Here is an 18,101-nt window from a genome sequence, read left to right on the forward strand (position 1 = left end):
AGCGGATCCACCCCCCGGGAACGACGAAGCCCCCGTCCGAGGACGGGGGCTTCGTGCGGATGCTGTCGCTTACCAGCTCGACTTGGTGACACCGGGCAGCTCGCCACGGTGCGCCATCTCGCGGAAGCGGACACGCGAGATGCCGAACTTCGACAGGTGGCCGCGGGGGCGTCCGTCGATGGCGTCGCGGTTGCGCAGGCGCACGGGCGACGCGTTGCGGGGAAGCTTCTGCAGCCCGACGCGGGCGGCCTCGCGGGCCGCGTCGGTCGCGTTCGGGTCGACGAGGGTCTTCTTCAGCTCGGCACGCTTCTCGGCGTAGCGAGCGACGACGACCTCACGCTGCTTGTTGCGCGCGATCTTGCTCTTCTTGGCCATGAGATCAGCGCTCCTCTCGGAATTCGACGTGCTTGCGGATCACCGGGTCGTACTTCTTCAGCACGATGCGGTCGGGGTTGTTGCGGCGGTTCTTGCGCGTCACGTAGGTGTACCCCGTGCCGGCGGTCGAGCGCAGCTTGATGATCGGACGGACGTCCTGAGCCTTCTTCGCCATTAGAGCTTCACACCCTTCGCGAGGAGGTCCTTCACGACCGACTCGATGCCGCGGGCGTCGATGACCTTGATGCCCTTAGCCGAGACGTTCAGCGTGATCTTGCGACCAAGCGAAGGAACGAAATAGGTCTTCTTCTGCACGTTCGGGTCGAAGCGGCGCTTCGTCCGGCGGTGCGAGTGCGAGATGTTGTGACCGAAGCCGGGAACTGCTCCAGTCACCTGGCACACTGCTGCCATGGTGATGTCTCCTTAGTACCGTGAAGCCGGACGGCCCCACCCAAGATCCCTTGTCTGCACCCCGCATCCGGACACGACTCGAGAGCCGTCTTCTGGAGGTGGGATGCGAACTGCGTGCTGGAGTGCGCGCAGACGAAGAGTCAGTCTAGCACGGCCGGGCGTGTCGCCTTGACTCAGGCCGACTCCGCCACCGCGACGACCGCCTCGGCGTACGTCACTTCGGGGTCGTCCATCAGCCGGGCGGTCACCGCGGCGTGCGCCCGCGTGTACGGACCACCGGTCGCCAGCGCCCAGTCCACCTGCGGCCGCGCCGGCTCGCCGATCGTCGCGAACGCCTCGCTCAGGCTCCGTCGGGTGTCATCCTCGCCGCGCGCGAACTGCGTCGCCAGCACATCGGCGAGAGCGGATGCCTCGGCTGCCGGCACGTGCCGCGCCGCGGTCCGCCACGCGGTGCGCGCGACCGTGTCGTCGGCATCCTTCAGCAGCTCGGTCGTGACCGCCGGCCACACCCGCGGTCCCCCGATCTTCGACATCGTGTGCAGCGCCTGCGCGCGCACCTGCGCGCCGCGCGAGCGCAGCTCGCCGATCAGCAGGTCGAGCACCTCGTCGGCGTCGTGACGGGTCAGCGCCCAGGTCATCATCTCGCGGACGAGGAACTGCGGCTCGATGCGGCACTGCGCCACCAGCACCGGGATGTACTCCGACCGCGGGTGCGTGCCCGCCGTCATCGCGGCCTGCACGCGCGCCGACGGATCCAGCGACGCGAGGGCGGCCTCGAGCCGGGCGGCGGCGTCGATCGGAGCGTCGGTCATGGGGGTCACCTCACGGAGTCGGGCGGGATGCGGCATCCCACCCTGTCTCGAACACCCGGGCACCCGCGCGTGTTCCCGCGTCGCTTCGCGGACAACGCGGACGCAGGCCGCCGCGTCAGCGGGCGCTCTCGCGCAGGACGACGGCGCCGGCCCAGACGGTGAGGGCCAGGACGAGCACGACGAACGTCAGGAACACCGGGACGAGCGGAACGACCAGCATCCTCGCGACCCGCGCCGCCTAGCCGTCGCTTCGCGAGGAGATGGAGGCTCCGGAGGGCCGAGCCGCGGCATCCGCTCCTCGATAACCGTCATCTCCTCGGCAACCGTCACCGGTTCACCCGCCGGCGGCCTCGCGCGCGCCGCGCCCCCAGCGGAACGCCGACACCGTCGGGTCGCCCGGGATCCAGAAGCGCCACGGGAACGCGTCCGTCCCGGCGACGCCCGCAACCCCGACGCGCGGTCCGGTCGCGATCTCGCGCAGCGGCTCTGCGCGCACGAAGAGCCGCGCCCGCGCGCCGGCCTGCTCCGCGCCGGTGACGGCGTCGATGCCGTCGTGGATCGGATGCCGCAGCCCCACCGCATCGCCGAGCCTGCCCGGTCCGCGGGCCAAGTCGCGCGCGAGGCGCGCGGCGGGTCGACGGGCGTGCGCGGCATCCTGCCCCTCGACGACCTCGCCCGCGCGCAGCAGGACTCCGCCGGCGACACCCTCGGGGCCGCACACGACGTTGACGCACGAATGGATGCCGTGGCTCAGGTACACGTACAGGTGGCCGGGCTCGCCCCACATCGTCGCGTTGCGGGCGGTCGGACCCATGCGCGCGTGCGACCCCGGGTCGACGAGGTCGCCGGTGCCGCGCCCGTGGTACGCCTCGACCTCGGTGATCCGCAGCGCGACGAGACCGCTCGCCGTCGTCACCCGCAGCTCCCCTCCGAGCAGCGTCGGCGCGACGTCGGCCGGGAGACCCGCCAGGGCCTCACGCGTCGCGGGGACGAGGGCGCTCACAGCGCCGGGGCCTTGCGACACCAGGAGATGTCGAATCCGCGCAGCGCCACGACCTGCGTGCCGTCGAGCGTGTAGATCCGGGTCTCGAGCTTCGTGGGCAGCGGCAGCAGGTACCCGTCGTACGTGTCGGTGACGATGTCGGGCGCGACGACGAGGGCGGCGTACCGGCCGCTCGGCGACACGCACGTCTGCAGCAGCGCGTCGGTCGGCGCGACCTCGGCGACGGGAGTGGCGGCACCGTCGGCATCCACTCGTGTGACCGTCGTCGCGAGCGGCGTCATGCCGTCGAAGGGGGTGAGGGCGCGGAGCGTGGAGCCGTCGGCGAGCGCGGTCACCGACCCGGTCTGGCCGAGGTCGGCGGGCGTCGGCGGCAACGGCTTCTCGTCCGCCGTCGTCAGGTCCACCACCGCGGGGCCGTCGACGCGCTCGATGAAGGCGGTCGTCCCGGCGAGGTCGTCGATGCCGATCGCGTTGCCGAGCTCGACGGGCGCCCCGCCGGAGGGCGAGACGTTCGAGCAGATCGACACGATCATCGCGAGCAGGATCATCGCCGCGATCGACAGCGCGGGGTTCGATCCGATCGACAGCAGCACGTCGCGCGGCACGACGACCTGCACGGCTCCGGCGACCGCCGATCCGATGATGAGCGCCGGCATGACCGCGCGCAGCTCGACGACGAACTGGGCGAGGCTGCGCCGCCCGCGGTCGCCCGTCACGCCCTGCTCGGCGAGGCACGCGTCACGGAAGCGGTCGGTGACGAGGGCGTCCTGATCGGGATGCCGGCTGTACAGCCACCCGATGACGTTCGCGATGAGGTAGCCGCCGAGCAGGCGGGCGACCAGGATGCCGTCGTCGAACCCGAAGGCCTGGTGGGTCGTGATGATCACGATCGGGTTGACGATCGGCGCCGCGACCAGGAAGGTCAGCGTCTCGGCGACCGAGAAGCCGCGCATCATGAGCCCGCGCGCGAAGGGCACGTTGCCGCACTCGCACACCGGGATCAGCATGCCGAGCAGGGAAAGGACGGCGCGACGGCCCCAGGGGTTGCGCGGCATCCACCGTTCGATGACGCCCGGCGGCACCCACACCTGCACGACGATCGAGAGGATCACGCCGAGCACGACGAACGGCAGCGACTCGATGAGCACGCTGAGGGCGAGCGTCAGCCCGTCCTGCGCGCGGGTCGGGAGTTCGGGCGACGGGCTCCACAGCGCCACCCCGATCAGCGCGAGGACCGCGAGGAACCCGACCCCCAGCCAGAGCGCGCCGCGACCGGCCGACCCCGCGGGGGAGGTCGACGTCGAACGCGGCTCCGCAGGGCGGACCTCAGTCCGCACGGGCCCCGGATGCCGCTGTGCGGGCGCAGTCCGCGCACGTGCCGAAGATGTCGACGACGTGCTCGGCGTCGGTGAACCCGTTCGCCGCGGCGATGCGCTTGGCCCACGTCTCGACCTCGTCGGCCTGGATCTCGACGGCCTTGCCGCAGACGCGGCAGATGAGGTGGTGGTGGTGTCCCGTGCTGGCGCACGCGCGGTAGATCGCCTCGCCGTCGGGCGACTGCAGCTGGTCGGCTTCGCCGCTTGCGGCGAGGGTGGCCAGGGCGCGGTAGACGGTCGCGAGCCCGATGCCGGTGTTCTCGTCGCGCAGGGCGGCGTGCAGGTCCTGGGCGCTCACGAATCCGGGGGCGTCGGACAGCGCTGAACGCACGCGCTCGCGCTGCCAGGTGTTGCGCTGGGCCATGGCCGGATTCTACGCCCGCGTGCTGGCGACGGCCTGGGCGCCGTGGGCGGCATCCGTCCGCTGCACCCGCCCCCGACGGTCGCCGACGACGCGGCAGACGAGGTAGATGACGAACGAGATCGTCGTGATGTAGGGGCTGACGGGGAGGGTCCCCGCGACGGCGAGCAGGATGCCGCCGACCGCCGAGACCACGCCGAAGAGGGCGGCCAGCAGCGGCACGGCGACGGGACCGTGCGCGATGCGGGCGGCGGCCGCGGCGGGCGTCACGAGCAGGGCGAGGACGAGCAGCGCGCCGATGATGTGCACGGCGACGGCGACGGCGAGACCGAGCAGCAGCATGAAGGCGAGCGAGATCAGCCCCGTCGGGACGCCGCGGGCGGCCGCCGACTGCGGGTCGAGCGAGTCGAAGCGCAGCGGCCGCCAGATGAGCAGCAGCGCGACGAGCACGACGGCGGAGATGACGATCAGCCACGTGAGCTGGTCGGACTGCACCGAGACGATCTGCCCGGTCAGCAGGCTGAACCGGTTCGCGCTTCGCCCGTTGTAGAGGGCGAGGAAGAGGATGCCGAGGCCCAGACCGAACGGCATGAGCACCCCGATGATCGAGTTACGGTCGCGGGCGCGCGCACCGAGCCACCCGATGAGGGCGGCGGCGACCATCGACCCGACGATCGACCCGGTGACGACGTCGGCTCCGATCAGCAGCGCGGCGGCCGCCCCCGCGAACGAGAGCTCGCTGATGCCGTGGACGGCGAACGCCATGTCGCGCTGCAGCACGAACACCCCGATGAGGCCGCCGACCAGCCCGAGGATCGCCCCGGCCCACACCGAGTTCTGCACGAGCGCGAGGATCTCGCCGTAGACCGGCACGCCGCCGAACATGGCGTTCGCGATGTCGTCCCAGTTCATGCGTGGTCCTCGTGATGGTGGTGGGATGCCTCGGCGTCGGGCGCGCCGACCACGACCAGACGGTCGCCGGCGCGCAGCACGAAGACCGGCGCGCCGTAGAGGTCCGTGAGCACCGGCGAGGTGAGGACGTCCTTCGGCTTCCCGAGCGTGAAGCGGCCGTTCGCGATGTAGAGGATGCGGTCGACCTTGCCGAGCAGCGGGTTGATGTCGTGGGTGACGAGGAGAACCGCGGCCCCGCTGCGGCAGTGCCGGTCGATGAGCCCGACGACGGCCTGCTGGTTGGCGAGGTCGAGGCTCGTCAGCGGTTCGTCGCACAGGAGCAGCCGCGGGTCGTCGGCGAGGGCCTGCCCGACCCGCAGGCGCTGCTGTTCACCGCCGGAGAGGATGCCGACGGGCCGGTCGGCGAACTCCGTCGCGCCGACGGCGGCGATCAGTTCGTCGACCCGCTCGCGGTCCTTGCGGCGCGGGATCGGCGGACCGAAGCGGTGCCCGTTGACCCCGAGCGCGACGAGGTCGCGTCCGCGCAGCGCCGTGTCGCGCGGCAACGGCCGGGTCTGCGGCAGGTACCCGATGCCCCGGTTGCCGGCGCGGTGGACGCGCTTGCCGCCCACCTCGACCATGCCCTCGCTCAGGTCCTCGAGGCCGAGGATCGCGCGGAGCAGAGTCGTCTTGCCCGAGCCGCTGGGGCCGAGGACGGCGATCAGCTCGCCCGGCTGCACGTCGAGATCGAGGCCGCTCCAGAGCTCCCGCCCGCCGCGGCGGAGCGCGGCGCCCCGGATGCGGAGGGGGATGTCGTCGGGGCGGGTCACCGAGTCAGGCTACCGGCCAGCTCGTCGATGTTCTGCTGCATCCACTCGAGGTAGGTCAGCCCGTCGGGCAGGAGCTCGGTGAACTTCAGCACCGGGATGTCGGCCTTCGTCGCGAGGCCCTCCACCTCGCTCGTCTCCGCGCCGCCGGTCTGGGCGTTGACGATGACGGTGCGGACCTCACCCGAGCCGAGGATCTTCGTCGCCTCGAGCATGGTCGCGGGCGGGACGTCCTGGCCCTCTTCGACGGCTTCGCTGAACGCCTCGGGGGTCGCGTTCTCGAGCCCGGCCGCGGCCGTGAGGTACAGCGGGACCGGCTCGGTCGCGAAGATCTTCTCGCCCGCGTGGTCGGCCTTGATCTTCTCGAGAGAGGTCTCGAGGCCGGCGATGCCGTCGATGAGCTTCTTCGCGTTCGCCTCGAAGGTGTCGGCCTTGGCGGCATCCAGGTCACCCAGTTCGTGGGCGATGTCCTCGACGACGTGCTCCATCGTGTGCGGGTCGTACCAGACGTGCTCGTTGAAGCCTTCGATGTGGTCGTGGCCCGCGTGGTCGTCGCCCTCGGCGTGGTCCTCCTCGGCGTGAGAGTCGCCCTCGGCGTGCGCGTCGCCCTCGGCGTGCGCGTCGTCGGAGTGCCCCTCGTTGCCGGGGTAGTCGTGCGAGTACTCGACGGCGGTGATGACGGGGGCGGTGGTGCCGCTCGCGTCGATCAGCGCGTCGACGAACGCGTCGTAGCCGCCGCCGTTCTCGATGACGAGGTCGGCCTGCGACACGGTGAGCTGGTCCCGCGCCGAGGCCTCGTACGAGTGCGGGTCCTGCGAGAGCGAATTGACGATCGAGGTGACCTCGACATCGTCGCCGCCGACGGCCTGGGCCAGCGAGCCGTAGACGTTCGTCGACGCGACGACCTTCAGCCGGTCGTCACCGCCGCCCGCTGCCGGGCTCGTCGCGGTGGCACAGCCCGCGAGCACGAGGACCGATCCGACGGCGAGGGCGAGCAGTGCGGGCACACGAGAGGTCATGCCGCGAGTCTACGCGGTGTTGATAATCGTTCTCAACTCGTCGAGCTGCTTCCCCGGCTCCTACTTCAGTGGGTCGTGACCCCAGTGCATCAGCGAGAAGCGCCAGTCCGTGTCCTCGACATCACCCTTCCTTGGCGCATGACCACGGGCTTGCGCAAGAGCCCCGAGCCGGTTTTCGCCGCCTGTTACTGTCATCGGACCGGGGGCACCCGCATCCTCCGGCGCGCCACCACTCCGGGGAGTTCGAGCATGACCGAGCAGCTGACCTTCATCGTCTATGCGAGCCGTGCGGCCGCGCCCTTCGATCACGACGACCTCGTCGACCTCCTGAGCCAGAGCCGCGTGAACAACTCCCGCGACGGCATCACGGGGATGCTGGTCTACCGCGACCTCGACTTCATCCAGATCCTCGAAGGACCGGATGCCGCCGTCCGTGCACTCCTCGAGCGCATCGGGCGCGATCCCCGTCACACCGACGTCCGCGTGCTGCTCGAGGAGCAGACGACCGAGCGCAAGTACGCGGCATGGTCCATGGGCTACGAGCCGACGGCCCCCGGTGACGGGTCGGACGGCGCAGTCGACGCCCTCCGGACCGCCGACGACGATGCGACGACCCGCGAGTCGGCGGACGCCCTCGGCGGATGGTTCCACGGCAGGGCGGGCGGCTCGACCGACTGACCGGCTCCGGTCACCCGCGGGTGAGCGACACGCCCGCCAGGCCCGACAGGTTGACGATCGTCGGTGTGGACGTCGCCCATCAGTCGAGCAGGAGCGCCGGCTCCTCGAGCACCGAGGCGACGTCGGCGATGAAGCGGCTGATGCCGTCGCCGTCGATGACGCGGTGGTCGAACGAGCCCGACACCGTCGTCACGAACCGCGGACGCACCTCGCCGTCGACGACCCACGGCTTCTGCCGGATCGTGCCCATGGCGATGATGCCGGACTCCCCCGGATTGATGATCGGGGTCCCGGCATCCATCCCGAAGACACCGATGTTCGTGATCGTGAACGTGCCGCCCTGCTGATCGGCGGGCGTCGTCTTGCCGTCGCGCGCCGTCACGGTGAGCTTCTCGAGCGCCCTCGCGAGGCCGCGCATGTTGAGGTCCTGCGCGTCCTTGATGTTGGGGACGAGCAGGCCGCGCGGCGTCGCCGCCGCGATGCCGAGGTTCACGTAGTGGCGCACGCGGATCTCGGCGCCATTCTCGGTCTCGACCCACGCGGCATTGATCATCGGCGTGCGGCGCAGCGCCCAGATGACGGCGCGCGAGAAGATCAGCAGCGGCGAGATCTTCACGTCGGCGAAGTCGGGCGAGGCCTTCAGCCGCTTGACGAGCTCCATCGTGCGGGTCGCATCGACGTCGGTCCAGACCGACACGTGCGGCGCGGTGTACGCGCTCGAGGTCATCGCGTTGGCGGTCGCCTTGCGCACGCCCTTGACGGTGATGGCCTCTTCGCGGGCGTCCGCCGGCGGCGCCGACGGGGCGGGGACGGATGCCGCGGGTGCCGCGACGGGAATCGACAGCTCGCGCTCCTCGGGCAGCTCCGGCGTCGCGATGTTGCGGAACACCGACGCCTGCTCGGCGTGACGGACGACGTCCTCGCGGGTCACCTCGCCGGCGGCGCCGCTCGGCGTCACGTCCGACAGGTCGACACCCAGATCGCGGGCGAGCTTGCGGATCGGCGGCTTCGCGACGACGCCGACCGCCTTCGTCACCGGCTTCTCGGCCGGCTTGCGGCGGCGCGACTTCACCTCGCCCCCGGTGCCGTAGCCGACGAGCACCGAGCCACCGGGCTCCTCGGAGGGCTTCTCGCCGTGCTCGGAACGGCCGATGTCGGCATCCGGCTGTCCCTCGCCCCCGGCGATCGTGATGATCGCGGCGCCGACCTCGACCGTCGCGCCCTCGGCGGCGAGGATGTCGCCCACCGTGCCGCTGAACGGCGACGGCAGCTCGACGAGCGACTTCGCCGTCTCGATCTCGACGAGGACGTCGTTCACGTCGACCGCGTCGCCCGGCGCGACGCGCCACTGCACGATCTCGGCCTCGGTGAGGCCTTCGCCGACGTCCGGGAGGTGGAAGGTCTGCGTGCTCATGTCATCTCCATCCCCGCGAGACTGCAGACGCGCGCCGAGACCGCGGGCTGAAACCGCAGTCTCGATGCACACGTGCAGTCTCGCGGATGTGTGGGGGTCGCGGGTAGGGGAGGCATCGTCGGAGGGGTCAGTAGGCGAGGGCGCGGTCGACGGCCTCGAGGATGCGGTCCGCGTCGGGGAGGTACTGCCCCTCGAGCTTCGCGGGCGGGAAGGGCACGTCGAAGCCCGAGACCCGGAGCACGGGCGCCTCGAGGGCGTAGAACGCCTTCTCCATGACGGTCGCCGCGACCTCGGAGCCCACCGAGACGTTGCCGGGGGCCTCTTGCGCGTAGACCATGCGCCCCGTGCGGCGCACCGACTCGAGGATCGGCTCGTAGTCGATCGGCGACAGCGAGCGCACGTCGATGACCTCGCACGAGGTGCCCTCGCCCTCGGCGAGCGCGGCCGCCTGCAGGAGGGTCGTCACCATCGCGCCGTGACCGACGAGCGTGACGTCGGTGCCGCGGCGGACGACGCGGGAGGCGTGGAGCGGGAGCGCCCGCTCCGCGACATCCACCTCGCCCTTCATCCAGTACTTCGCCTTCGGCTCGAGGAAGATGACCGGGTCGGGCGAGGCGATCGCGTCCTGGATCATCCAGTAGGCGTCGTTCGGCGTCGAGGGCGACACGACCCGCAGACCCGGGGTGTGCGCGAAGTACGCCTCGGGGCTCTCCTGGTGGTGCTCGACGGCGCCGATGTGCCCGCCGTAGGGGATGCGGATGACGAGGGGGAAGTGCGCGTGCCCCTCGTGACGGTTCGCGAGCTTCGCGAGCTGCGACGTGATCTGGTCGAACGCGGGGAAGACGAACCCGTCGAACTGGATCTCGATGACGGGACGGAACCCCGCCATCGCCAGGCCGATCGCCGTGCCGACGATGCCGGACTCCGCGAGCGGCGTGTCGAGCACGCGCTGCGGTCCGAACTCGGCGTGCAGGCCCTCGGTCACGCGGAAGACGCCGCCGAGCGGCCCGATGTCCTCGCCCATGAGCAGGACGTGGTCGTCCGCGGTCATCGCCGCGCGGAGGCCGGCGTTGAGCGCCTTCGCGAACGGCAGGGTCTGGATGTCGCTCACGCGTTCCCCTCCTCGAAGGATGCCTCGTACTCGGCCAGCCAGCGCTGCTGCTCCTGCACGAGCGGGTGGGCGTCGCCGTAGACGTGGTCGAACATGACGCCGGTGGGGATGTCGCCCAGGGCGTTGGTGCGCACGCGCACGTCGTCGGCGTAGGCGGCGGCTGCGGCATCCACCTCGTCGAAGAAGGATGCCGAGGCGCCCCGGTTCTGCAGGAAGGCCCGCATGCGCGCGATCGGGTCGCGGCGCAGCCACGACTGCTCCTCGTCGCTCGTGCGGTACTTGGTCGGGTCGTCGCTGGTCGTGTGGGCGCCCATGCGATAGGTCAGCGCCTCGATCGCGCGGGGGCCGCCGCCGGCGCGCGCCTCGTCGAGGGCGACCTTGCTGACCGCGTAGCTCGCGAGGACGTCGTTGCCGTCGACGCGGACGGCGGGGATGCCGTAGCCGTCGCCGCGGCGGGCGAGCGGGACGCGCGACTGCGTGGAGACGGGGACCGAGATCGCCCAGTGGTTGTTCTGCAGGAAGAAGACCTGCGGCGTCCGGTAGCTCGCGGCGAACACCATCGCCTCGTGCACGTCGCCCTGGCTCGAGGCGCCGTCGCCGTAGTAGACGATGACCGCCTCGTCCTTCTCGGGGTCGCCCGTGCCGGTGCGGCCGTCGAAGACGAGGCCCATGCCGAGTCCCGTCGCGTGCAGGGTCTGCGCGCCGAGGACGAGCGTGTAGATGTGCGTGTTCTGGTGCTCGGCCGGGTTCCAGCCGCCGTGGGTGAGCCCGCGCATCAACCGGATGATGTCGATCGGGTCGACGCCGCGCGTCGTGACGACGACGTGCTCCCGGTAGGACGGGAAGACATGGTCGTGCGCGCGCGTCGCCCTCGCCGAGCCGACCTGCGCGGCCTCCTGCCCGAGGGACGGCGGCCACAGCGCGAGCTGGCCCTGACGCTGCAGGTTGGTCGCCTGCCGGTCGAAGGCGCGCACCACGACCATGTCGCGGTAGAACGTCTCGAGCTCGGTGTCGGTGAGGGCGTCGATCAGCGGCAGGTAGCGCTCAGCCGCGTCGGAGGGGTCGTACGAACCGTCGGCGGCGAGGACGCGGACGACGTCGGATGCTTCGGCCGGAGCCTCGAACGAGGGGGTCACCCTCCCACGCTAGACCCCGACGCATGAGCGGTTCTGCATGACCCCGACAACGGATGCCGCGATTCGCCGTTCCCTCGGGACAAGCCGGCCTCGCCCCGGCATCCGCTTCAGCCGCGCTTCAGCGTGCGCACGCCACACTGGGCGCATGCGTGTTCTGGTGGTCGACGACGAGGTGCGCCTGGCGGACGGCGTGCGGCGCGGGCTCGAAGCCGAGGGGTTCGCCGTCGACGTCGCGCACAACGGCGTCGACGGGCTGTGGCGCGCCCGCGAGACGCGGTACGACGCGATCGTGCTCGACCTGATGATGCCGGGCATGAGCGGCTGGAAGGTCTGCGAGGCCCTCCGCGCCGAGGAGAACTGGACGCCCGTCCTCATGCTGACCGCCAAAGACGGCGAGTGGGACCAGGTCGACGCGCTCGACGCGGGCGCCGACGACTACGTCACGAAGCCCTTCTCCTACCCCGTGCTGGTCGCGCGGCTGCGGGCGCTCATCCGCCGCGGCGGAGTCGAACGTCCCGTCGCGCTCGAGGCGGGCGACCTGCACGTCGACCCCGCCGCGCGCCGCGTCCGCCGGGGCGACACGGCCGTCGAGCTGACCTCGCGTGAGTTCGCCGTGCTGCTGCATCTCATCCGCCACAAGGGCCAGGTCGTCTCGAAGCGCGACCTCATCGCCGGTGTCTGGGACGACGACTTCGACGGCGACCCGAACATCGTCGAGGTCTACGTCGGGCATCTGCGCCGCAAGCTCGACAGGCCGTTCGACCGGAACGCGATCGAGACGGTGCGCGGCGCCGGCTACCGCTTGGCGGCCGACGGTGGCTGAGCGGATGCCGCGGGTCAGGTCGCTCCGCACGCGCATCACCGCCGCGGCGACCCTCATCGTCGCGGTCGTCATGGTTCTCGCCTCACTGAGCTTCAGTGCCGTGCTCGGCGCGGAGATCCGCGGCGCGACGACCCGGACCGCCGAGACACGGGCGGGGGAGATCGCCGTGCGCGTCGACGAGTTCGGGGTCGACGCCGTCGACGACCTCGACGACGACATCGTGCAGGTCGTCGACGGCGCGGGGGCCGTCGTCGCCGCCTCGGACGATGCCCGCGCGGGAGCGCTGCCCGCCGACCGCGACGGCGAGACCGTCGTGTACGACGGCGAACGCGTCCTCGTCGTCGTGGCGGACGTCGACGACGACGGCGGCCGCGAAAGCGACGACGATGACGATGAGCCGTCCGCCGATGCGCGGGTCGCGCTGGCGGTATCCGTCGAGGACGACGACGCGACCCTCGCCACCGCTGGGTGGCTGCTCACGGCATCCACCCTGCTCGTCGCCGTCGTGGTCGCCGCCGTCACCTGGTGGGTCGTCGGCCGCGCCCTGCGTCCCGTCGAGCGCATCCGCCGCGAAGTCGACGAGATCACCGGCGACCGCCTCGACCGGCGGGTCGTCGAGCCGTCGTCGGGTGATGAGATCGCGGCCCTCGCCGGCACGATGAACCGCATGCTCGACCGGCTCGACACGTCCGCCACCGCCCAGCGCCGGTTCGTGTCGGATGCCTCGCACGAGCTGCGCTCGCCGCTCGCGACCATGCGCCAGCACGCGGAACTCGCCCAGGCGCACCCCGAGGCGACGAGCCTCGACGACCTCGCCGAGGTCGTGACCGAGGAGGGCGCGCGGATGCAGGACCTGGTCGAGGGCCTGCTGGTGCTCGCCCGGCTCGACGAGCAGGCCCCCTCGCAGCGAGGTGTCGTGGACCTCGACGACCTCGCCCTCGCCGAGGTGTCGCGCCTGCGCGCAGCCGGAGTGAGCGTCGACGGCTCCGCGATCACGGCGGTGCAGGTCACGGGCGACGAACGTCTGCTCGGGCGGATCGCCCGGAACCTGGCCGACAACGCGGCCCGGCACGCGGCATCCCGGATCGCGCTGGGAGTCGCCCGCGACGGTGCCGACGCGGTGCTGACGGTCGACGACGACGGCAGCGGCATCCCCGCCTCGGAGCGCGAGCGCGTGTTCGAGCGGTTCGTGCGTCTCGACGAAGGACGGGCGAGGGATGCCGGGGGCAGCGGCCTCGGCCTCGCGATCGTCGCCGGCGTGGTGCGGGCCTCGCGAGGCACGGTGACGGTGGGCGAATCGCCGCTGGGCGGCGCGCGCTTCACGGTCCGGTTGCCCGCCGCGGACTGAGGGCGGCGAGGGCGCTCAGGCGGGAGCGCTCAGTCGGCGTGCTCGGGCGGCCAGACCACGGCGAACCGCTCGAAGACGATCTCGTCGTCCTCGGACCACTCCGCGCCGCGGGCGGCGGCGACGCGCGTGAAGTAGCGGCGGTGCTCGCGCTGCCAGCTCTCCAGGGAGCGATCGTCCTCGCCCTCGTCGAACGCGAAGGCCGCGTCGGCGCACGCGAACGGGCCGACGCGCAGTTCGGTGCTGCGGATGATGATGCGCGGCGCGCCGGTGCCGTCGCACGCGATCCAGTGCGAACCGATCCGCGGCAGCTGGTCACCGTGCTCGAAGAACTCCGCGACCAGTTCGGAGGTCGCTCGCTTCGGGCCGTTCAGCACGCCGTCGAGGAGCTGGTCCGCGAGCCGCGGGCTGTCGCCGAAGTGCTCGACCGTGTAGTCCGGTCCTGCCGCCGCGGCAGCGGGATGGGCGGAGCGGTAGTCGGCCCACATCCGGTCGGCGGCGTCACGATCGAGGGGGAAGGCGGCGGAGGAGAGGCTCTCGGACATCCCTCGATCCTGGCATCCCGGCATCCTGAAGACCGCTTCAGGTCGCTTCAGGTGGGCTTCAGTGCCCGCTCGGCACTCTGGGTGCATGAGCGAGAACACCACCACCCCCGACCCGTCCACCCCCACCCAGCCGTACACGCCCGCCGCCGAGCCGTCGGCGGAGAAGCCGGCGAAGCGGCGCGGCCGCACCGCGCTGATCGCCGGTGGCGCAGCGCTCGGCGCACTCGTGCTCGTCGGCGGCGGCGTCGCGATCGGCTCCGCGCTCGACGAGGACGACGACCGCCTGGACGGCGTGGCCGTCAGCCAGCAGGGCGCGGCCGACGGCACGCAGGACCCCGCCGCAGCAACGCAGGGCGAGGCCGACGGCACGCGCGTCGACGACACCGACGATGACGCGTCCGACGTCGACGACGACACCGCGGCGACGACCGCGTCTGGCGAGTTCGGTGCGTCCGACGCCGCAGCGCTCGACGGCATCGCGAAGGCTGCGCAGGGCGTCGCCGACGGCGAGCCGACCGCGATCGACGGGAACCGCGACGGCAGCTGGGACGTCACCCTCACGGGCGCGGACGGGTCCGAGACCGAGGTCCTCGTCGGCGCGGACGGCCAGGCGGTCGTGCGCGAGACGGAAGGACCCGACGCCGACGACCGCGCGCCGCAGAACGTGCTCGACACCGCCACGCTGCAGGCCATGGTCGACGCTGCCCTCGCGGAGCAGCCCGGGCGCATCATCGACATCGACGCCGACGACGACAACCGTTCCCCGTTCGACGTGTCGATCCTCACGGGCGACCGTCAGATCGTCGAGGTCACCCTCGACGCGTCCGGCACGGTGCTGAAGACCGAACTCGACGACTGAGCGGATGCCGCCCCGCGGCACCCGTGACAGGGCGCAGACCTTCCGGGGTCCGCGCCCTGTCGTGCGTTCGCGAGGAGATGTCGGTTCGAGAGGAGGCATCCGCTCGATCCGATCCTCGGGAACCTCCATCTCCTCGCGAAGCGACGGCGCGCGAGCCTCAGACCGCCGGGATCACCCCGCACGTCGAGGCCGTCGCGCAGCGCGGCCGAGACACCTTCGAGCGCGCCGGTCGTGTAGTCGATGCGTCGGCTGTCGTCGGCCGTCGCCATGCCGTTCTCGGTGACGATCATCGGGATGCCGCCGGTCACCTCGTGGGTGTGGCGCAGCGCGTGGCCGAGGGCCTCGGGGTAGTACTCCCAGCCGGTGAGGGTGCGCTCGACGTCGTCGGGGAAGGGCACCGGACCGCCCGGGCCGATGATCGTCCGCAGGTAGACACGGTGTCGGCCGTCGATGCCACCATGCTCACGTGCCCGATGCCCTGCCCTCGCGCTGCCGCCTCTGCGGCGGCACGATCGGCGAGCGCCGCGACGACGCCTGGTACTGCACGCGCTGTGGATGGCGGCTGGGCGACGCCCCCGACCCCGACATCCCGCCGCCGCGGATCGACGTCGTCTACTACCTGCGGTACCGCGACCGCGTGAAGATCGGCACGTCGGCGACGCCACGGCGCCGGTTGGCCGCGATCATGCACGACGAGCTGCTGGCCTTCGAACCGGGCGACCGCGCTCTGGAACAGCAGCGGCACCGCGAGTTCGCCGAGCTTCGCGAGGGCGGCGAATGGTTCACGCTCACCGGGGTGCTCGCGGCGCACATCGACACCGTGCGAGAGCGCGTAGGCGACCCGTGGGCGGCCTACAACCGCTGGCTCGGCGACGCGTTCCGACGCCGATCCTCGTAGGCGGCCAAAGGTTTAAGCGTCAGGCGCGGACCGCGGCGGCGATGCGCGCGACGACGGCATCGACGTCGGCGGCGGCACCACCGGCATCCGCGTCGTAGAGGAACTCGGTCAGCCCGCGACGCACCCCGCAGTAGTCGAGGATGCCGGTCTCGATCTGGGTCGCGAAGGCGCGGTCGTATCCGCGCCGCTCGTAGAGCGCGGCATCCGAGCCCGCGACGGGCACCAGGTGCACCCTGAGCCTGCCGAGTCCGGGACGGATGCCGCCGCCCTCGCCGATACCGAAGGCCCACCCGTTCGCGAACACCCGATCGATCCAGCCCTTGAGGAGGGCGGGCATCGACCACCAGAACACCGGGAAGACGAGCACGAGATGGTCGGCACGGTCGATGCGGGCCATCTCGGCGGCGACGTCCGCGGGGTACTCCCCCGCCACGGCGTACGCCTGCCGATCGGCGAGCGTGAAGCGGGGGTCGAAGCCCTCAGCCGTGAGATCGGCGATCTCGACCTCGCCCGCCGGCAGAGCGGCGGCGAGGCGGTCGGCGACGTGGTGCGTGAAGGACTGACCCGGGCGCGAGGCGCCCCACACCTGAGGAACGAGGAGGTTCCGATGAGAAAGCGCAGGCCACGCCGTTTGTGACAGGCGAGCGCGGATCAACCGCCACCCGTATCGGTTTTCGTCGCGCGCGCAAGGGCGGGCAGGACCGACGCGCACCGGCGTACCCTCGAACCTCATGAGCACTACCGGGACCATTCCTGCGGACGCCTTCTCGATCAAGAGCCCCTACGGCCGACGAGCGATCGGCCTATCGGTGGCCGCCGCGGTCGGCGGCTTCCTCTTCGGATTCGACTCGTCCGTCATCAACGGCGCGGTCGACTCCATCGAGTCGAACTTCGACCTGAACAGCGTCCTCACCGGCTTCGTCGTCGCCGTCGCCCTGCTCGGCTGCGCCGTCGGCGCGGTGCTCGCGGGCGGCCTCTCCGACCGCTGGGGCCGCCTGAAGACGATGATGCTCGGCGCCGTCATGTTCCTGGTGTCGTCCATCGGATCGGGCCTGACCTTCAGCGTCCCCGACCTGATCGTCTGGCGTGTGATCGGCGGCATCGGCATCGGCATCGCCTCGGTCGTCGCCCCCGCCTACATCGCCGAGATAGCGCCGCGGCAGATCCGCGGCAGCCTCGCGTCGCTGCAGCAGCTCGCGATCACGCTCGGCATCTTCGCCGCCCTCCTCTCCGACGCCGTCCTCGCGAACACCGCCGGCGGCGCGTCGGAGCAGCTGTGGCTCGGCCTCGAGGCGTGGCGCTGGATGTTCCTCGTCGGCATCGTCCCGGCGGCGGTCTACGGCATCCTGGCCTTCACGATGCCGGAGTCGCCCCGCTATCTGCTCGCGAAGGGACGCAACGACGAGGCCCGCGAGGTCTTCGCGCGACTCGTGCCGGAAGCCGACCTCGACAAGTCCGTCAACGAGATCCGCAACGCCATCGACGAGGACCGCAAGACCAAGGGCGCCTCGCTGCGCGGCCCGGTCCTCGGCCTGCAGGGCATCGTCTGGGTCGGCATCATCCTGTCGACGTTCCAGCAGTTCGTCGGCATCAACGTGATCTTCTACTACTCGACCACCCTCTGGAAGGCGGTCGGCTTCGACGAGAGCAACTCGCTGCTCATCAGCGTGATCACCTCGGTCACCAACGTCGTCGTGACCCTCATCGCGATCTGGCTCGTCGACCGTGTCGGCCGCAAGCCGATCCTGCTGACCGGTTCGGTGCTCATGACCCTGTCGCTCGCGACCATGGCGCTCGCGTTCGCCTTCGCGGTCACCGTCGACGGCGAGGTCTCGCTGCCCGGCGCGTGGGGGCCGGTCGCGCTCATCGCGGCGAACCTGTTCGTCGTCGGATTCGGCGCCTCGTGGGGCCCGCTCGTGTGGGTGCTGCTCGGCGAGATCTTCCCCAGCCGCATCCGCGGCAAAGCGCTCGGCGTCGCCGCCAGCGCGCAGTGGATCGCGAACTTCCTCATCACGGTGTCGTTCCCCGCGATGTCGACCTGGTCGCTGCCCCTCACCTACGGCATGTACGCGCTGTTCGCGGCGCTGTCGTTCGTCTACGTCGCCTGGCGCGTGCCCGAGACGAAGGGCATGGAGCTCGAGCAGACCGAGACGCTGTTCGTGAAGAAGTCGAAGGAGAACGCCAGGCATTGAGACGGCTCGAGGGACGCGAAGCGTC

22 protein-coding genes are annotated in these 18,101 nt (G+C 71.4%); 6 read left to right on the forward strand and 16 right to left on the reverse strand.

Translation table 11 applies throughout. The annotated features are described in order from the left end of the window. Nucleotides 1–69 precede the first annotated feature (69 nt). The 10 genes from rpsN to Q9S36_RS18560 all read right to left on the reverse strand — a co-directional run bounded on the left by rpsN (nt 70) and on the right by Q9S36_RS18560 (nt 7,075). Nucleotides 70–375: a 30S ribosomal protein S14 gene (gene rpsN, locus Q9S36_RS18515; protein ID WP_311286392.1), complete on the reverse strand. Its 306-nt coding sequence runs from the start codon at nt 373–375 to the stop codon at nt 70–72. A 4-nt stretch (nt 376–379) separates the two neighbouring features. Further along, complete coding sequence (gene rpmG / locus Q9S36_RS18520; RefSeq protein ID WP_005051772.1) at nt 380–550, reverse strand: 50S ribosomal protein L33; 171 nt, start codon at nt 548–550, stop codon at nt 380–382. Next, on the reverse strand, nt 550–786 hold the full coding sequence (rpmB, locus tag Q9S36_RS18525) for a 50S ribosomal protein L28 (protein ID WP_018187658.1): 237 nt from the start codon (nt 784–786) through the stop codon (nt 550–552). Before rpmB ends, rpmG begins: the two co-directional genes overlap by 1 nt. Before the next feature lie 173 nt (nt 787–959). Beyond that, nucleotides 960–1,598 carry a HEAT repeat domain-containing protein gene (locus Q9S36_RS18530; RefSeq protein WP_311286395.1) on the reverse strand — a complete coding sequence of 213 codons (639 nt, stop codon included), beginning with the start codon at nt 1,596–1,598 and terminating at the stop codon, nt 960–962. Nucleotides 1,599–1,932: 334 nt separating this feature from the next. Then, nucleotides 1,933–2,601: a DNA-3-methyladenine glycosylase gene (locus Q9S36_RS18535; protein ID WP_311286396.1), complete on the reverse strand. Its 669-nt coding sequence runs from the start codon at nt 2,599–2,601 to the stop codon at nt 1,933–1,935. After that, entirely contained in the window at nt 2,598–3,938 is a 1,341-nt protein-coding gene (locus tag Q9S36_RS18540; protein ID WP_311286398.1) for a permease, read from the reverse strand. The genes Q9S36_RS18535 and Q9S36_RS18540 overlap by 4 nt, the downstream gene beginning before the upstream one ends. Beyond that, on the reverse strand, nt 3,928–4,341 hold the full coding sequence (locus Q9S36_RS18545) for a Fur family transcriptional regulator (protein WP_064002682.1): 414 nt from the start codon (nt 4,339–4,341) through the stop codon (nt 3,928–3,930). Before Q9S36_RS18545 ends, Q9S36_RS18540 begins: the two co-directional genes overlap by 11 nt. Nucleotides 4,342–4,350: 9 nt before the next feature. After that, nucleotides 4,351–5,250 (reverse strand): metal ABC transporter permease, encoded by a 900-nt coding sequence (locus Q9S36_RS18550; protein WP_253034696.1) that lies wholly within the window; start codon nt 5,248–5,250, stop codon nt 4,351–4,353. After that, nucleotides 5,247–6,059, reverse strand: a complete 813-nt coding sequence (locus Q9S36_RS18555) for an ATP-binding cassette domain-containing protein (protein WP_311286399.1) — start codon at nt 6,057–6,059, stop codon at nt 5,247–5,249. Before Q9S36_RS18555 ends, Q9S36_RS18550 begins: the two co-directional genes overlap by 4 nt. Further along, nucleotides 6,056–7,075, reverse strand: a complete 1,020-nt coding sequence (locus tag Q9S36_RS18560) for a metal ABC transporter solute-binding protein, Zn/Mn family (protein WP_311286400.1) — start codon at nt 7,073–7,075, stop codon at nt 6,056–6,058. The genes Q9S36_RS18555 and Q9S36_RS18560 overlap by 4 nt, the downstream gene beginning before the upstream one ends. Before the next feature lie 249 nt (nt 7,076–7,324). Here Q9S36_RS18560 and Q9S36_RS18565 point away from each other — a divergent pair, with 249 nt between their 5' ends. After that, nucleotides 7,325–7,753, forward strand: a complete 429-nt coding sequence (locus Q9S36_RS18565) for a BLUF domain-containing protein (protein WP_311286401.1) — start codon at nt 7,325–7,327, stop codon at nt 7,751–7,753. Between the two features lie 79 nt (nt 7,754–7,832). Here the strand turns inward: Q9S36_RS18565 and Q9S36_RS18570 are convergent, their stop codons facing one another. The 3 genes from Q9S36_RS18570 to Q9S36_RS18580 form a co-directional block, all read right to left on the reverse strand. Beyond that, nucleotides 7,833–9,167, reverse strand: coding sequence for a dihydrolipoamide acetyltransferase family protein (locus Q9S36_RS18570; protein WP_311286402.1), 1,335 nt, complete (start codon nt 9,165–9,167; stop codon nt 7,833–7,835). Nucleotides 9,168–9,294: 127 nt separating this feature from the next. Further along, nucleotides 9,295–10,218, reverse strand: coding sequence for an alpha-ketoacid dehydrogenase subunit beta (locus tag Q9S36_RS18575; RefSeq protein ID WP_396653796.1), 924 nt, complete (start codon nt 10,216–10,218; stop codon nt 9,295–9,297). Between the two features lie 56 nt (nt 10,219–10,274). Next, the gene (locus Q9S36_RS18580) at nt 10,275–11,414 is read right to left on the reverse strand and encodes a thiamine pyrophosphate-dependent dehydrogenase E1 component subunit alpha (protein ID WP_311286404.1); all 1,140 of its coding nucleotides are present in this window, start codon (nt 11,412–11,414) and stop codon (nt 10,275–10,277) included. 145 nt (nt 11,415–11,559) lie between these two features. Between Q9S36_RS18580 and Q9S36_RS18585 the strand changes: the two genes are divergently transcribed. Together Q9S36_RS18585 and Q9S36_RS18590 are read left to right on the forward strand one after the other, a co-directional pair. Further along, nucleotides 11,560–12,237 carry a response regulator transcription factor gene (locus tag Q9S36_RS18585; RefSeq protein ID WP_311286405.1) on the forward strand — a complete coding sequence of 226 codons (678 nt, stop codon included), beginning with the start codon at nt 11,560–11,562 and terminating at the stop codon, nt 12,235–12,237. A gap of 4 nt (nt 12,238–12,241) precedes the next feature. After that, complete coding sequence (locus Q9S36_RS18590; protein ID WP_311286406.1) at nt 12,242–13,585, forward strand: ATP-binding protein; 1,344 nt, start codon at nt 12,242–12,244, stop codon at nt 13,583–13,585. Nucleotides 13,586–13,614: 29 nt separating this feature from the next. Here the strand turns inward: Q9S36_RS18590 and Q9S36_RS18595 are convergent, their stop codons facing one another. Further along, complete coding sequence (locus tag Q9S36_RS18595; protein ID WP_311286407.1) at nt 13,615–14,127, reverse strand: ASCH domain-containing protein; 513 nt, start codon at nt 14,125–14,127, stop codon at nt 13,615–13,617. An 85-nt stretch (nt 14,128–14,212) separates the two neighbouring features. Between Q9S36_RS18595 and Q9S36_RS18600 the strand changes: the two genes are divergently transcribed. After that, nucleotides 14,213–14,986 carry a hypothetical protein gene (locus Q9S36_RS18600; RefSeq protein ID WP_311286408.1) on the forward strand — a complete coding sequence of 258 codons (774 nt, stop codon included), beginning with the start codon at nt 14,213–14,215 and terminating at the stop codon, nt 14,984–14,986. Here Q9S36_RS18600 and Q9S36_RS18605 read toward each other — a convergent pair. Further along, a complete protein-coding gene (locus Q9S36_RS18605; RefSeq protein ID WP_311286409.1) occupies nt 14,923–15,384 on the reverse strand; it encodes a family 1 glycosylhydrolase in 462 nt (153 codons plus the stop codon). The genes Q9S36_RS18600 and Q9S36_RS18605 overlap by 64 nt on opposite strands. Nucleotides 15,385–15,452: 68 nt before the next feature. Here Q9S36_RS18605 and Q9S36_RS18610 point away from each other — a divergent pair, with 68 nt between their 5' ends. After that, nucleotides 15,453–15,884 (forward strand): GIY-YIG nuclease family protein, encoded by a 432-nt coding sequence (locus Q9S36_RS18610; protein WP_311286410.1) that lies wholly within the window; start codon nt 15,453–15,455, stop codon nt 15,882–15,884. A gap of 19 nt (nt 15,885–15,903) precedes the next feature. Here the strand turns inward: Q9S36_RS18610 and Q9S36_RS18615 are convergent, their stop codons facing one another. Further along, nucleotides 15,904–16,470 carry an NAD(P)H-dependent oxidoreductase gene (locus Q9S36_RS18615; protein ID WP_311286411.1) on the reverse strand — a complete coding sequence of 189 codons (567 nt, stop codon included), beginning with the start codon at nt 16,468–16,470 and terminating at the stop codon, nt 15,904–15,906. A gap of 145 nt (nt 16,471–16,615) precedes the next feature. Here Q9S36_RS18615 and Q9S36_RS18620 point away from each other — a divergent pair, with 145 nt between their 5' ends. Beyond that, nucleotides 16,616–18,076: a sugar porter family MFS transporter gene (locus tag Q9S36_RS18620; protein ID WP_311286412.1), complete on the forward strand. Its 1,461-nt coding sequence runs from the start codon at nt 16,616–16,618 to the stop codon at nt 18,074–18,076. Nucleotides 18,077–18,101 lie beyond the last annotated feature (25 nt).

The sequence above is a fragment of the Microbacterium sp. ARD31 genome (assembly GCF_031844425.1).

Bases quoted from the DNA above. Each gene is read 5' to 3' on its own strand.
- Q9S36_RS18585 (WP_311286405.1), top strand. From the start codon at position 11,560: ATGCGTGTTCTGGTGGTCGACGACGAGGTGCGCCTGGCGGACGGCGTG.
- Q9S36_RS18570 (WP_311286402.1), bottom strand. From the start codon at position 9,167: ATGAGCACGCAGACCTTCCACCTCCCGGACGTCGGCGAAGGCCTCACC.
- Q9S36_RS18595 (WP_311286407.1), bottom strand. From the start codon at position 14,127: ATGTCCGAGAGCCTCTCCTCCGCCGCCTTCCCCCTCGATCGTGACGCC.
- Q9S36_RS18530 (WP_311286395.1), bottom strand. From the start codon at position 1,598: ATGACCGACGCTCCGATCGACGCCGCCGCCCGGCTCGAGGCCGCCCTC.
- Q9S36_RS18560 (WP_311286400.1), bottom strand. From the start codon at position 7,075: ATGACCTCTCGTGTGCCCGCACTGCTCGCCCTCGCCGTCGGATCGGTC.
- Q9S36_RS18545 (WP_064002682.1), bottom strand. From the start codon at position 4,341: ATGGCCCAGCGCAACACCTGGCAGCGCGAGCGCGTGCGTTCAGCGCTG.
- rpmB (WP_018187658.1), bottom strand. From the start codon at position 786: ATGGCAGCAGTGTGCCAGGTGACTGGAGCAGTTCCCGGCTTCGGTCAC.
- rpsN (WP_311286392.1), bottom strand. From the start codon at position 375: ATGGCCAAGAAGAGCAAGATCGCGCGCAACAAGCAGCGTGAGGTCGTC.
- Q9S36_RS18590 (WP_311286406.1), top strand. From the start codon at position 12,242: ATGCCGCGGGTCAGGTCGCTCCGCACGCGCATCACCGCCGCGGCGACC.
- rpmG (WP_005051772.1), bottom strand. From the start codon at position 550: ATGGCGAAGAAGGCTCAGGACGTCCGTCCGATCATCAAGCTGCGCTCG.
- Q9S36_RS18575 (WP_396653796.1), bottom strand. From the start codon at position 10,218: ATGACCGCGGACGACCACGTCCTGCTCATGGGCGAGGACATCGGGCCG.
- Q9S36_RS18565 (WP_311286401.1), top strand. From the start codon at position 7,325: ATGACCGAGCAGCTGACCTTCATCGTCTATGCGAGCCGTGCGGCCGCG.
- Q9S36_RS18550 (WP_253034696.1), bottom strand. From the start codon at position 5,250: ATGAACTGGGACGACATCGCGAACGCCATGTTCGGCGGCGTGCCGGTC.
- Q9S36_RS18620 (WP_311286412.1), top strand. From the start codon at position 16,616: ATGAGCACTACCGGGACCATTCCTGCGGACGCCTTCTCGATCAAGAGC.
- Q9S36_RS18600 (WP_311286408.1), top strand. From the start codon at position 14,213: ATGAGCGAGAACACCACCACCCCCGACCCGTCCACCCCCACCCAGCCG.